Here is a 12,717-nt window from a genome sequence, read left to right as displayed (position 1 = left end):
TGCGGTTAATTTACCGCACTTTTTTTGTGTTATTTTATTTTTTATTATGCACTTTAAGCCATTTTTGCATTTGTTCAATTTCTGCTTGTTGAGCGTTAATAATATTCTCAGCAAGCTTACGCATCTCAGGATCTTTTCCGTATTTCAATTCAACTTCCGCCATTTTTACTGCGCCAATATGGTGTGGCAACATACCTGCTGCAAAAGCAACATCAGGATCTTTATATTGCGCAGCTGCCATCATGTCTTGATTCATTTGATTCATACCTTGCATTAATTCTTGTTGCATTGCAGAATCTGTCGACATTGGCATATTCATGTGTGCTTGATGCGGTTGTTCATTAGCTTGGGCATAAATTGAAACTGCAGCAGCGCTAAGTGTGATAAAAGTCATAAGTTTTTTCATGTTTTTCTCCTATGTGATAACTGAATGCGCACGAATCATAAACCTTGACCTAAGGTTAAAGTCAATATTTATTCCGAAAATTTTTGGTGAGGTGCTAAAATAAGACAATATTTGATATGAGGGACAGAATCATGAAGCAAAAAATTGTGCTTGCCACGGGCAATAAAGGCAAAGTAAAAGAAATGGCAGACGTATTAGCCGATTTCGGTTTTGAAGTCATTGCTCAGACCGATTTAGGCATTGAAAGTCCAGAAGAAACAGGATTAACGTTTGTTGAAAATGCGATTTTGAAAGCACGTTATGCATCTGAAAAATCAGGTTTACCGGCCATTGCAGATGATTCCGGTCTTGTAGTGGATGCGTTAAATGGTGCGCCTGGATTGTATTCTGCTCGTTATGCCGGTGTGGATGGTGACGAAGCTGATGCGAAAAACCGAGAAAAATTATTGGCAGAATTAGCCGATGTACCGACTGAACGTCGCCAAGCAAAATTTGTGAGTACGATTGTGTTATTACAACACCTAAGTGATCCTTCTCCGATCATTGCTCAAGGTGAATGTGACGGGCAGATTATTTATGAAGAAAAAGGTGAAAATGGTTTCGGTTACGACTCGCTCTTTTTTAGCCCTGAAAAAGGCTGTACTTTTGCCGAATTAGAAACCGTAGAGAAAAAGAAAATTTCTCATCGTGCGAAGGCATTAGCTGTTTTGAAATCAAAATTAACGGCCTAAAGCGCGGTTGATTTTTAACGAGAATTAAAGGATACAAAATGATTATTACCACTACGCCTAATATTGAAGGTAAACAAATCGTAGAATATAAACAAGTCGTCTTTGGGGAAGTGATTGCTGGGGCAAACTTCATCCGTGATTTTTTTGCGGCTATTACCGATGTGATTGGTGGGCGTTCGAGTGTTTATGAGCGTCGTATTAGTCGTGCACGCCAAGATGCCTTGAAAGAGTTGGAAGAAAAAGCAATTGCTTTAGGGGCAAATGCTGTGGTTGGCGTAGAGATTAATTACGCAACAGTAAGCAATAAAAGTATGTTTATGGTGATTGCGAGTGGCACAGCTGTAGTGGTGCGATAAGGTCGTTTTTTTATTTGCTTAAATGTAATTTTTGCGATCAAGATCGCAAAAGTGCGGTTGATTTCTTGCGTGTTTTCTGTGTTTCTTAAAAATGTCACTGTTGATATGAATCAACGGTACTTATTTGTTAATAAAGGACATTTTTATGAAATTGATGAAACATTTATTTAGTTCATTATTTATTGCAGGCGCGATGTTGAGCACAGAAGCGCTTGCAGAAGAAAAAACAGCTGAGCAGGCTCAACCGCAAACGCAAGTGCAGCAACAAACAGCTGTACAAGCACCATCACAAACAGTACAACAAACGGTGAGTGATAAATTAAATATCAATACCGCTAGCGTATCAGACATTCAAAAAGCGCTGATTGGTATTGGGGCGAAAAAAGCAGAAGCCATTGTGCAATACCGTGAAAAACACGGTAGTTTCACTGCGGCAGAACAACTACTTGAAGTACAAGGCATTGGTAAAGCTACGTTAGAAAAAAACCGAGATCGTATCGTGTTTTAATGTTGTTATTTTTATATGAAAAGCGGAATAGTGATATTCCGCTTTTTTATTTTTTGAGCAGAAAATTTACCAAAACTTGCAAAATATCAAATTTTTTTGGAATAAGTTGGGGATTTCTTGCAATGGTTTTATAAGAGAGTAGAATACCAAATGGGTATAGGAATACCTATGTTGTAGTATAAGAAATAATAAACCAACTATTTGGAGTTAGATATGGCATCAGAAAATTTAAATCAATCTTCTGTTGCTCTCACACCAGTTGAAGCAACGGATTATGCTGAAAGCGTCGCTGCGTATAAAGCGCAAAAACGCCCATTTTTATCATTTCTGTCTGGTATTAGTGCTGGGGCTTGTATTGCTTTAGCCTTTGTATTCTATACGACGACACAAACAGCAAGCGCAGGAGCGCCTTGGGGATTAACCAAGTTAGTCGGTGGGTTAGTCTTCTCTTTAGGCGTAATTATGGTGGTAATTTTAGGATCTGAATTATTCACCTCTTCTACTTTAACCTTAGTTGCCCGCGTAGGCGGTAAGATAACCACAACTCAAATGATCCGAAATTGGATTGTGGTATATTTGGGCAACTTTGTGGGCGGTTTATTTATTGCTGCAGTGATTTGGTTTGGGGGACAAACCATGGCAGCAAATGGTCAATGGGGTTTAACCATTTTGGCAACCGCTCAACATAAGATTCATCATACTTGGTTTGAAGCATTTAACCTTGGTATTTTATGTAACATTATGGTGTGTGTAGCGGTATGGATGTCTTATTCCGGTAAAACTGTTACAGACAAAGCATTTATTATGATCATGCCGATTGGTTTATTTGTCGCATCTGGTTTTGAACACTGTGTGGCAAATATGTTTATGATTCCACTAGGCATTATCACAGCTCATTCTAGTACGCCAGAATTTTGGCAACAAATTGGTGTGGATCCAATGAAATATGCAGATTTAGATCTCTATCATTTCATTGTGAAGAATTTGATTCCAGTAACGTTAGGAAACATTGTGGGTGGTGCGGTTTGTATCGGCTTATTCCAACGTTATTTAACCAAAGCTCACTAATGTACTAACGAACTAAACAAGACTTATTTTTTATCAATTAAAAAAGGAAATGACTATGTCAGAACTTAATGAAGCACAAAAAGTTGCGTGGGCAGGATTCGTTGCCGGTGATTGGCAAGAAAACGTCAACGTGCGTGATTTTATTCAAAAGAACTACACCCCGTATGAAGGTGATGATTCTTTCTTAGCAGGTCCAACCGAAGCGACAACAAAACTTTGGGAAACCGTAATGGAAGGAATTAAAGTTGAAAACCGCACACATGCGCCATTAGACTTTGACGAACATACGCCTTCAACGATTACTTCTCACGCACCAGGTTATATCAATAAAGACTTAGAGAAAATCGTAGGTCTTCAAACCGATGCTCCATTAAAACGTGCTATTATGCCATTTGGTGGTATTAAAATGGTGGAAGGGTCATGCAAAATTTACGGTCGTGAATTAGATCCTGAAGTGAAAAAAATCTTCACTGAATATCGTAAAACCCACAACCAAGGTGTATTCGATGTTTATACGCCAGACATTTTACGTTGTCGTAAATCAGGTGTATTAACTGGTCTTCCAGATGCTTACGGTCGTGGTCGTATCATCGGTGACTATCGTCGTGTCGCACTTTATGGTGTTGACTTCTTAATGAAAGATAAATACGCACAATTCTCTTCTTTACAAAAAGACTTAGAAGATGGCGTAAATCTAGAAGCAACTATTCGTTTACGTGAAGAAATCGCAGAACAACACCGTGCATTAGGCCAAATGAAACAAATGGCAGCAAGCTACGGTTACGATATTTCTAACCCTGCAACTAACGCTAAAGAAGCAATTCAATGGATGTACTTTGCTTACTTAGCAGCAATCAAATCACAAAATGGTGCAGCGATGTCATTCGGTCGTACTGCAACCTTCATCGATATCTATATCGAGCGTGATTTAAAAGCAGGTAAACTTACTGAAACTGAAGCGCAAGAATTAGTTGACCACTTAGTCATGAAACTTCGTATGGTTCGTTTCTTACGTACACCTGAATACGATCAGTTATTCTCTGGTGACCCAATGTGGGCAACTGAAACCATCGCAGGTATGGGTTTAGACGGCCGTACATTAGTAACCAAAAATACATTCCGTATTTTACACACCCTTTACAACATGGGTACTTCTCCAGAACCAAACTTAACCATTCTTTGGTCTGAACAATTACCTGAAAACTTCAAACGTTTCTGTGCGAAAGTATCGATTGATACCTCATCAGTTCAATACGAAAACGATGATTTAATGCGTCCAGACTTCAACAATGATGACTACGCAATCGCATGTTGTGTATCACCAATGGTTGTTGGTAAACAAATGCAATTCTTCGGTGCGCGTGCAAACTTAGCGAAAACATTGTTATACGCAATCAACGGCGGTATCGATGAAAAATTAGGTATGCAAGTAGGTCCGAAAACTGCACCAATCACTGATGAAGTGTTAGATTTCGACACCGTAATGACTCGTATGGACAGCTTTATGGATTGGTTGGCAAAACAATATGTGACTGCCTTAAATATCATCCACTATATGCATGATAAATATTCATACGAAGCAGCATTAATGGCATTACATGATCGTGATGTATACCGTACCATGGCTTGTGGTATCGCAGGTCTTTCTGTTGCAGCTGACTCACTTTCAGCAATTAAATATGCGAAAGTTAAACCAGTTCGTGGCGACATCAAAGATAAAGATGGCAATGTTGTAGCAAGCAACGTCGCGATCGACTTCGAAATCGAAGGTGAATATCCACAATATGGTAACAACGACAACCGTGTTGATGACATCGCTTGTGATTTAGTTGAACGTTTCATGAAGAAAATTCAAAAACTTAAAACTTACCGCAATGCTGTGCCTACACAATCTGTATTAACCATTACTTCTAACGTAGTTTATGGTAAGAAAACAGGTAACACCCCAGATGGTCGTCGTGCAGGTGCGCCATTTGGACCAGGTGCTAACCCAATGCACGGTCGTGACCAAAAAGGTGCGGTAGCATCATTAACTTCTGTAGCTAAACTTCCATTTGCTTACGCGAAAGATGGTATTTCTTATACCTTCTCAATCGTACCAAATGCATTAGGTAAAGATCCAGAAGCACAACGTCGCAACCTTGCAGGCTTAATGGATGGTTACTTCCACCACGAAGCTGCAGTAGAAGGTGGTCAACACTTAAATGTGAACGTATTAAACCGTGAAATGTTATTAGATGCGATGGAAAATCCGGATAAATATCCGCAATTAACTATTCGTGTATCTGGTTACGCAGTGCGTTTTAACTCTTTAACTAAAGAGCAACAACAAGACGTTGTAACTCGTACATTCACAGAATCGTTCTAAAACACGATAAAATTTAACCGCACTTTAGCGGGAACATAAAAATTATGAGCCTGATTTAAGTCAGGCTCATTTTTTATAGATGATATTTTTGGTAAAATTTAGCTAGATTTATTTTTTGGAAATTTATGTATGTCTGTTCTAGGAAGAATTCACTCTTTTGAATCCTGTGGAACCGTGGATGGTCCCGGCATTCGTTTTATTTTATTTATGCAAGGCTGTTTAATGCGTTGCAAATATTGCCACAACCGTGATACTTGGGATCTTGATGGTGGTCGCGAAATTAGTGTGGAAGAACTCATGAAAGAAGTCGTGAGCTATCGCCATTTTATGAATGCAACCGGTGGTGGTGTAACAGCATCAGGTGGTGAGGCCATTCTTCAAGCTGAGTTTGTACGAGATTGGTTCCGAGCTTGTAAAGCAGAAGGCATTAATACTTGTTTAGATACTAATGGGTTTGTACGTCATTATGATCACATTATTGATGAACTGATCGATGTAACCGATCTTGTTTTGCTTGATTTAAAAGAACTGAACGATCAAGTGCACCAAAATCTTATTGGAGTGCCAAACAAACGTACGTTGGAATTTGCAAAATATCTGCAAAAACGTAATCAGCGAACCTGGATTCGTTATGTAGTGGTTCCTGGCTATACCGATAACGATCATGATGTTCATCTGCTCGGACAGTTTATTGAAGGTATGACCAATATTGAAAAAGTCGAACTTCTCCCTTATCATCGATTAGGCGCTCATAAATGGAAAACCCTTGGTTTTGAATATGAGCTCGCAGATGTTTTACCACCGACGAAAGAATCACTTGAGCATATTAAAACAATCCTTGAAGGATATGGACATACGGTAAAATATTAAGCTAAGGTGTAAAAAGATTAACAGCAGGCTTTAGAAAGCTTTAAGGAGGAAAAATGAAAAAATTAGCATTAACGTTTTTAGGTGTAGCCCTTTTAGCAGGCTGTTCAGCTGTTCAATCGCCAGTTACACAAGAAGAGGTGACATTAACGCCCCCTTCAAAAGATAGAGTAGGGTATGTTCGATTAGTAAAAGATAAAAATTACTACATTGATACCGATTCAATTTGGGTGGACAACCAAGATTTAAACCAAGTGCATTTTGATGCCGTGGTGAATTTGGATAAAGGTTTATATGTGTATCCAAATGAGAAAAGACGTTATGCACGTTCTGTTCGCCAATATAAAATCTTAAACTGTAAGAACTACCATTTAACCCAAGTTCGTACTGATTTTTATGATGATTTCTGGGGCGAAGGCTTACGTGCCGCACCGAAAAAACAAGAGAAATACACTATTAGCTTAAAACCTAATACAACGCTTTATGCGGCGGCACAAATCATTTGTGTTAACTCAGATAGAAAACCTTCTTTAGATTTAGAAGGCTCAAAAGCGAAATAATCAATCAAAGTGCGGTTAGAAATAACCGCATTTTTTATCTCTATGAAACTAATGAGCAGGCAATAAAAAACGGCCAATATTTATCAAATATTGACCGCTCTTTTTATCTCTCAATGAAAGATTATTTCACACGAGAAACGTATTCGCCTGAACGAGTATCGACTTTAATTACTTCACCGATTTGAACGAAAAGAGGTACTTTCACCACAGCACCAGTACTTAATGTTGCTGGTTTACCGCCTGTACCCGCAGTATCACCTTTAAGACCAGGGTCAGTATCGATGATTTCTAATTCTACGAAGTTTGGTGGAGTGACAGTAATTGGCGCACCGTTCCATAAAGTCACGATACAATCTGCTTGGTCTAATAACCATTTTTCAGCATCACCCACTGCTTTTGCATCAGCAGAGTATTGTTCAAATGTTTCTGGGTGCATGAAGTACCAGAATGCATCATCTTTGTATGAATAAGTCAGGTTAAGATCCATAACATCAGCAGCTTCAACCGAAGTACCAGATTTGAAGTTTACATCTAATACTTTGCCTGAAATTAATTTACGAATACGAGTACGAGTAAAAGCTTGGCCTTTACCTGGTTTAACGAATTCGTTTTCAACGATCACACAAGGCTCACCGTCTTGCATAAATTTTAGACCTGGTTTGAAATCACTGGTAGTATATGTAGCCATATTAAAAATATCCTAAAAAATAGAGATTGTTTGAAAGTGCGTATTTTAACCCGAAATATTGCGATTAGAGAAGAACAAAATTGGTTAGAAACCCTAAAAAATGCGATTTCTGATCCGAAAATCTTATTAAAAACCTTAAATCTGCCCGTTGACGATTTTGCCGAGGATATCGCCGCTCGTAAACTTTTTGCTATGCGAGTGCCTTTGCCTTTTGTTGAAAAAATGGAAAAAGGGAATCCGAAAGATCCACTTTTTTTACAAGTGATGACGGCTCAACAAGAATTTATTGAGGCCGAAGGGTTTAGCCAAGATCCTTTAGATGAACAGCAAAAAAATGCCGTGCCTAATATTCTGCATAAATACCAAAATCGCTTGCTGTTCATGGCAAAAGGGGGCTGTGCAGTTAACTGCCGCTATTGTTTCCGTCGCCATTTTCCTTATGATCAAAACCCAGGCAATAAAACGAGTTGGCAACAAGCAATAGACTATATTGCGACCCATTCAGAAATTGAAGAAGTGATTTTTTCGGGTGGCGATCCGATGATGGCAAAGGATAGTGAATGGGCATGGCTATTAGAACGCCTTGAAAAAATACCGCACTTACAGCGCTTACGTATTCACTCTCGTTTGCCAGTCGTGATTCCAGATCGCATTACGGATGAATTTTGTGATTTATTGCTAAAAAGCCGATTACAAGCGGTGTTTGTAACGCATATCAATCACCCAAATGAAATTGATGAGGCGCTCTCTTTGGCTATGCAAAAACTGGTAGGCGCTAAAGTTACCTTACTCAATCAATCAGTCCTTTTAAAAGATGTGAATGATAACCCATATATATTAAAAGTATTGAGCGATAAGTTGTTTCAATCGGGTATTCTGCCTTATTACTTGCATTTATTGGATAAAGTGCAGGGGGCGAGCCATTTCTATATCTCGGATGAGCGTGCCTTACAAATTTATAAAGAATTGCAGACGCTCACTTCTGGCTATTTAGTGCCCAAATTAGCACGAGAAATCGGTGGAGAGCCAAATAAGACTTTATACACCGCTTAAGATCCGATAAAATACGATTCAATTTTTCACCGCACTTTTGTGCGATCTTTAGTTTAGCAAATCGAGGTAATACCGTGGATAATAAAAATCAACCTAACGACAATTCATCTCAAAATGAATTAGATTTAGGATTTAATCACTCTGACTCTGTGACCCCAAGAAAACCGGTTCAACAAAGTGGCTCAATTTTTGATAAAGCCAAAGGTTTATTTGGTAAAAAAGAGCAACCAGATACGCAATTCCATGTTCGTCGCGAACCAACTTTTGGTGCGGCAGCAAGCCAACCTTTTTCACCTTCTCAAGCATTTCAAAGTGAAAATACTGAACAATCAGCGCCATCAAGTGCTTTCGGAACTCAAGAGCCCGTTGAGAATGTTCAGGTAGAAAACGTAGCGGAAGAAAAAGTGATTTTTGAAAATTCGCCTGCAGAAGAGATTGTGGAAGAAGTGACAACTCAAGCTGAAACAGTTGCACCGGCAGCCGCTGCGGCAGCAAGCTTGAAATCACCTGAAAAATGGAAGGTTCTACAAATGTTACCAGAAAAACATCGTCGTTTATTTATTGCAATTTTAGGTTTAGTGGTATTACTGATCATTTTCTTCACCCTAAAACCAAACTCAGATACGGTGGAGTCTTTTGAACAACAAACCAGTAATGAAATTCCAGTTCAATTCCAATCATTGGATCAGTCTCAACCAGTTGAAACTACAGTATTAGATAACAATAATACTACGGCTCCTGCAACCACAGAACAAACAGCAAATGATGCTAAATCAGATACACCTCCAGCAATGGAATATGTAGGTGATAGAGCAGATGCCGCTAAATCACAAACTGCAGAACCTGCACAACAAACTGTTACTCAACAACCAGCGACACAACCTGCGCCGGTTCAACCAGCTGTTGCACCAGCACCAGTTAAAGAACCAGTGAAAACAGTACAACCAACTGTAGAAAAACATACCGCAATGGTTGAGCATAAAGTAGAACCACGTCGTGAACAGACACCAGTGGTTCAAGAGAAAAAACAACCTAAACCAGTAACTGAAAAAGCGACAGCTCAACCGACTCAAACCGTGAAAAAAGAGTCAAGCAAAATTCAAGAAGCGAAACCTGTTGCGACTAAAGACAGTAAGGTTCAAATTGTGGAAGCGAAATCAGCAACCCACAATGCAGTGAAAGCAGCTGAACCGGCAGCACAAACCGCTTCAACTGGTGCAACAAAAACATTAACGGTGCCACAAGGTGTGTCACTTATGCAAGTATTCCGTGATAATAAACTGAATATTTCAGATGTGAATGCGATGACCAAAGCAAGCGGTGCTGGTAATGCATTAAGCAGTTTCAAACCTGGTGATAAAGTACAGGTTTCTGTGAATAGTCAAGGTCGAGTAAGTGAGCTTCGCTTATCAAATGGCGGCAAGTTCATTCGTCAAGCCGACGGTTCATATCAGTATAAAAAATAATTTTTAGTGGGCGAGTAATCGCCCATTTTTCTAGATAAGATTGTTTATCCTTGCTCATTTCGCAAAGTGAGCAATCATAAACAACCCTTGATGGAAATAGAATTCATGTTAAAAAAGTTAAGCGTAATTTTGACCGCACTTTGTCTTTCCGCTTGTTCACAAAATGTTGAATTAAGCAAACCCGCACCACAGAAAATGAAAGTGCAAACCGTTGATAAAAAATCCCAAAAGGGTTCAGCGACGGTTTATTTGTGTAAAGGCAATAAAGAAGTGAGTGTGGTTCATACCAAGCAAAAACAAAAAAGTAAAAAAACACTCAGCCAGGTGACCGTTACTTTTAATGATGTAACCGAAAAATTGACACGAGTGATTTCTGAGCGTGGGAGAAATTATGCGAATATTCGTTGGTATTGGCAGGAGCGTGATGACTTCAGTCAATTACAAACTAGCGTAGGTGAAGTGCTCGCGGAACGCTGTGTTAAACAACCAAGTGAATTAAAATCAGGCAAATAATTCTTTTATGGATCTCCAACGCGGCTTTGTGTTACATCGTCGTCCTTATAGTGAAACCAGCCTTTTGGTGGATTTATTCACTGAAGAAACGGGACGTTTGACGGTTATTGCAAAAGGTGCACGTGCGAAACGTTCGGCATGGAAATCTGTCTTACAGCCTTTTACGCCATTACTTCTTCGTTGGTCAGGAAAAGGCGCATTAAAAACACTCACGAAAGCAGAGCCCGCAGCAATTACGTTGCCTTTGCAGCAAACGGCTTTATATAGCGGGTTTTATGTAAATGAGCTGATTACTCGAGTGATCGAGCCCGAAACGGCCAATTCACAACTTTTTCAGCATTATCTTCAATGCTTAACAGGCTTAGCCACTCAACCACAGGTTGAGCCTACACTGCGTCTATTTGAATTTCATTTACTTAAAATCTTAGGTTATGGCATCGATTTTTTGCATTGTGCAGGCTCAGGTTTACCAGTAGATGAATCGATGACTTACCAATACCGTGCGGAAAAGGGGTTTATCGCCTCGTTAGTGAAAGATAACTTAACCTTTTATGGGCGAGATTTGCTTGCTTTTGACCGTTTGGAATTCACCGATGAGTCCGTCTTGCAAGCAGCAAAGCGCTTTACTCGAATCGCGCTCAAACCTTATTTAGGCGATAAGCCGCTGAAAAGTCGAGAGTTATTTACGCAAAACGTGCTTTATTTAAAATAATCCTTTCTTTGATATAAACAGATTAATACACCATCATGGCTTTACTTTACGCTCCACAAAAAAAACAGAAAACCACCCAAAAAGTTGTCGCTGAGATTCAGGATTTAGATTATCAAGGGTTAGGTGTCGCCAAAGTTCAAGGTAAAACCTGGTTCATTGAAAATGCTTTGCCAATGGAAAAAGTGGAAGCGGTAGTGACTGATGAAAAGCGTCAATATGGTTTAGCCACGGCGCAAAAGTGGTTACAAAAGAGTAGTCAGCGTGTTGAGCCACAATGTCGTTATTATGGACGTTGTGGTGGTTGTCAAGGCCAACATATTCCTGTGGAAATGCAACGTAAAGCGAAAGAGAAAGCCCTTTTTTCTCGATTAAGTAAACTGCAGGCAGAGCCTATTCAATTAATGCCAATGATTTGTGGCGAACAATGGGGCTATCGCCGTCGTGTACGATTAAGTTTGCTATGGAATGCTAAAAACAAAACCGTTGAAATGGGATTTCGTCAGAAAAACTCCAATCAGCTAGTGAGTATTCAGCAATGCTTAGTCGCAGAGCCTGCGATTAATCATCTTATCCCCAAATTGAGCGCACTTTGGGCTAAATATTCAACCCCGAAACAATTAGGGCATATTGAATTAGTTTCAGCGGATAATGGCGTAGCCATGTTGTTACGTTACAAAGGAAATTTAGCCGAAACTGACCGCACTTTGTTGCTCGAGTTTGCACGCGTAAATGCTGTGAATTTGTTTCTGCAAGATGATCAAAACATCCAACTTGTGCATGGTGAAATGCCTTATTATGCGTTAGACGGTATTCGTTTATCTTTTGATATCCGCGATTTTATTCAAGTGAATACTCATCTAAATCAGCAAATGGTTGAGACGGCTTTAGATTGGCTTGATTTGAATCAGGATGATCATGTCTTAGATTTATTCTGCGGCATGGGCAATTTCACGTTGCCTTTAGCCAAACGCGTGAAAAGTGCGGTTGGAATTGAAGGTGTTTTTGATATGGTTCAAAAAGCCCAATCGAATGCACAATTTAATCACATTGAGAATGTTGAATTTTATCAAGCCGATTTAGACCAAGCTTTTTCAGAACAACCTTGGGCAAAACAACATTTCAATAAAATTCTTCTCGATCCGCCTCGCAGTGGTGCCGCTTTTGCGCTGAATGCGTTATGTGAGCTTGGTGCAGAAAAAATTCTTTATGTATCTTGCAATCCTGCAACTTTAGTACGAGATGCAGAAATTCTCCGTTCTTTCGGGTATCGCATCATCAAAACGGCCATGATTGATATGTTCCCGCATACCAGTCATTTGGAGTCAGTGACATTATTTATCAAATAAGGTGTAAATTCTGATAGAATAGTCAGACTTTTTTGTTGTCTTAAAAAGACAACTCGGTTGACAGGATGTCACCGA

At 39.4% G+C, this 12,717-nt stretch carries 14 protein-coding genes; 12 read left to right on the top strand and 2 right to left on the bottom strand.

Annotation, left to right across the window (positions count from 1 at the left end):
- Positions 1-34 precede the first annotated feature (34 nt).
- On the bottom strand, positions 35-406 hold the full coding sequence (gene copM, locus INP95_RS01275) for a CopM family metallochaperone (protein WP_070776202.1): 372 nt from the start codon (positions 404-406) through the stop codon (positions 35-37).
- Positions 407-537: 131 nt separating this feature from the next.
- On the opposite strand from copM, the gene rdgB reads away from it, so the two are divergent.
- The 7 genes from rdgB (at position 538) to INP95_RS01240 (ending at position 6,864) form a co-directional block, all read left to right on the top strand.
- A complete protein-coding gene (rdgB, locus tag INP95_RS01270) occupies positions 538-1,137 on the top strand; it encodes an RdgB/HAM1 family non-canonical purine NTP pyrophosphatase (protein WP_070776201.1) in 600 nt (199 codons plus the stop codon).
- A 38-nt stretch (positions 1,138-1,175) separates the two neighbouring features.
- A complete protein-coding gene (locus INP95_RS01265) occupies positions 1,176-1,493 on the top strand; it encodes a heavy metal-binding domain-containing protein (protein WP_005695251.1) in 318 nt (105 codons plus the stop codon).
- A 145-nt stretch (positions 1,494-1,638) separates the two neighbouring features.
- Positions 1,639-2,001, top strand: coding sequence for a helix-hairpin-helix domain-containing protein (locus tag INP95_RS01260; RefSeq protein ID WP_070590092.1), 363 nt, complete (start codon positions 1,639-1,641; stop codon positions 1,999-2,001).
- A 213-nt stretch (positions 2,002-2,214) separates the two neighbouring features.
- A complete protein-coding gene (gene focA, locus INP95_RS01255; protein WP_049372705.1) occupies positions 2,215-3,069 on the top strand; it encodes a formate transporter FocA in 855 nt (284 codons plus the stop codon).
- 55 nt (positions 3,070-3,124) lie between these two features.
- Positions 3,125-5,437, top strand: coding sequence for a formate C-acetyltransferase (pflB, locus tag INP95_RS01250; RefSeq protein WP_049364776.1), 2,313 nt, complete (start codon positions 3,125-3,127; stop codon positions 5,435-5,437).
- A 129-nt stretch (positions 5,438-5,566) separates the two neighbouring features.
- Complete coding sequence (gene pflA / locus INP95_RS01245; protein WP_049364777.1) at positions 5,567-6,307, top strand: pyruvate formate lyase 1-activating protein; 741 nt, start codon at positions 5,567-5,569, stop codon at positions 6,305-6,307.
- 53 nt (positions 6,308-6,360) lie between these two features.
- A complete protein-coding gene (locus INP95_RS01240; protein WP_070582679.1) occupies positions 6,361-6,864 on the top strand; it encodes a surface-adhesin E family protein in 504 nt (167 codons plus the stop codon).
- 121 nt (positions 6,865-6,985) lie between these two features.
- On the opposite strand, the gene efp is transcribed toward INP95_RS01240, so the two are convergent.
- A complete protein-coding gene (gene efp, locus INP95_RS01235) occupies positions 6,986-7,552 on the bottom strand; it encodes an elongation factor P (RefSeq protein WP_005695259.1) in 567 nt (188 codons plus the stop codon).
- 36 nt (positions 7,553-7,588) lie between these two features.
- On the opposite strand from efp, the gene epmB reads away from it, so the two are divergent.
- From epmB to rlmD, 5 genes are all read left to right on the top strand, one after another.
- On the top strand, positions 7,589-8,605 hold the full coding sequence (gene epmB / locus INP95_RS01230) for an EF-P beta-lysylation protein EpmB (RefSeq protein ID WP_070590660.1): 1,017 nt from the start codon (positions 7,589-7,591) through the stop codon (positions 8,603-8,605).
- Positions 8,606-8,679: 74 nt separating this feature from the next.
- The gene (gene oapA / locus INP95_RS01225) at positions 8,680-10,071 is read left to right on the top strand and encodes an opacity-associated protein OapA (RefSeq protein WP_070590096.1); all 1,392 of its coding nucleotides are present in this window, start codon (positions 8,680-8,682) and stop codon (positions 10,069-10,071) included.
- 105 nt (positions 10,072-10,176) lie between these two features.
- Positions 10,177-10,584, top strand: coding sequence for an MliC family protein (locus INP95_RS01220; protein WP_049364780.1), 408 nt, complete (start codon positions 10,177-10,179; stop codon positions 10,582-10,584).
- Positions 10,585-10,591: 7 nt separating this feature from the next.
- Positions 10,592-11,296: a DNA repair protein RecO gene (gene recO, locus INP95_RS01215; protein WP_070590100.1), complete on the top strand. Its 705-nt coding sequence runs from the start codon at positions 10,592-10,594 to the stop codon at positions 11,294-11,296.
- A 35-nt stretch (positions 11,297-11,331) separates the two neighbouring features.
- Positions 11,332-12,642: a 23S rRNA (uracil(1939)-C(5))-methyltransferase RlmD gene (gene rlmD, locus INP95_RS01210; protein WP_070590105.1), complete on the top strand. Its 1,311-nt coding sequence runs from the start codon at positions 11,332-11,334 to the stop codon at positions 12,640-12,642.
- The last annotated feature ends 75 nt before the right edge of the window (positions 12,643-12,717 follow it).

Source organism: Haemophilus parainfluenzae (genome assembly GCF_014931375.1).
In the GTDB taxonomy this organism is placed as follows: domain Bacteria; phylum Pseudomonadota; class Gammaproteobacteria; order Enterobacterales; family Pasteurellaceae; genus Haemophilus_D.
The sequence above is the reverse complement of the archived record's forward strand: the minus strand, read 5'-3'. Positions and strand labels throughout refer to the sequence as shown.

Excerpts from the sequence above, each read along its gene's own strand:
- INP95_RS01220 (WP_049364780.1), top strand. The coding sequence starts at position 10,177 with ATGTTAAAAAAGTTAAGCGTAATTTTGACCGCACTTTGTCTTTCCGCT.
- pflA (WP_049364777.1), top strand. The coding sequence starts at position 5,567 with ATGTCTGTTCTAGGAAGAATTCACTCTTTTGAATCCTGTGGAACCGTG.
- INP95_RS01240 (WP_070582679.1), top strand. The coding sequence starts at position 6,361 with ATGAAAAAATTAGCATTAACGTTTTTAGGTGTAGCCCTTTTAGCAGGC.
- INP95_RS01265 (WP_005695251.1), top strand. The coding sequence starts at position 1,176 with ATGATTATTACCACTACGCCTAATATTGAAGGTAAACAAATCGTAGAA.
- INP95_RS01260 (WP_070590092.1), top strand. The coding sequence starts at position 1,639 with ATGAAATTGATGAAACATTTATTTAGTTCATTATTTATTGCAGGCGCG.
- focA (WP_049372705.1), top strand. The coding sequence starts at position 2,215 with ATGGCATCAGAAAATTTAAATCAATCTTCTGTTGCTCTCACACCAGTT.
- copM (WP_070776202.1), bottom strand. The coding sequence starts at position 406 with ATGAAAAAACTTATGACTTTTATCACACTTAGCGCTGCTGCAGTTTCA.
- recO (WP_070590100.1), top strand. The coding sequence starts at position 10,592 with ATGGATCTCCAACGCGGCTTTGTGTTACATCGTCGTCCTTATAGTGAA.
- pflB (WP_049364776.1), top strand. The coding sequence starts at position 3,125 with ATGTCAGAACTTAATGAAGCACAAAAAGTTGCGTGGGCAGGATTCGTT.
- rlmD (WP_070590105.1), top strand. The coding sequence starts at position 11,332 with ATGGCTTTACTTTACGCTCCACAAAAAAAACAGAAAACCACCCAAAAA.
- rdgB (WP_070776201.1), top strand. The coding sequence starts at position 538 with ATGAAGCAAAAAATTGTGCTTGCCACGGGCAATAAAGGCAAAGTAAAA.
- efp (WP_005695259.1), bottom strand. The coding sequence starts at position 7,552 with ATGGCTACATATACTACCAGTGATTTCAAACCAGGTCTAAAATTTATG.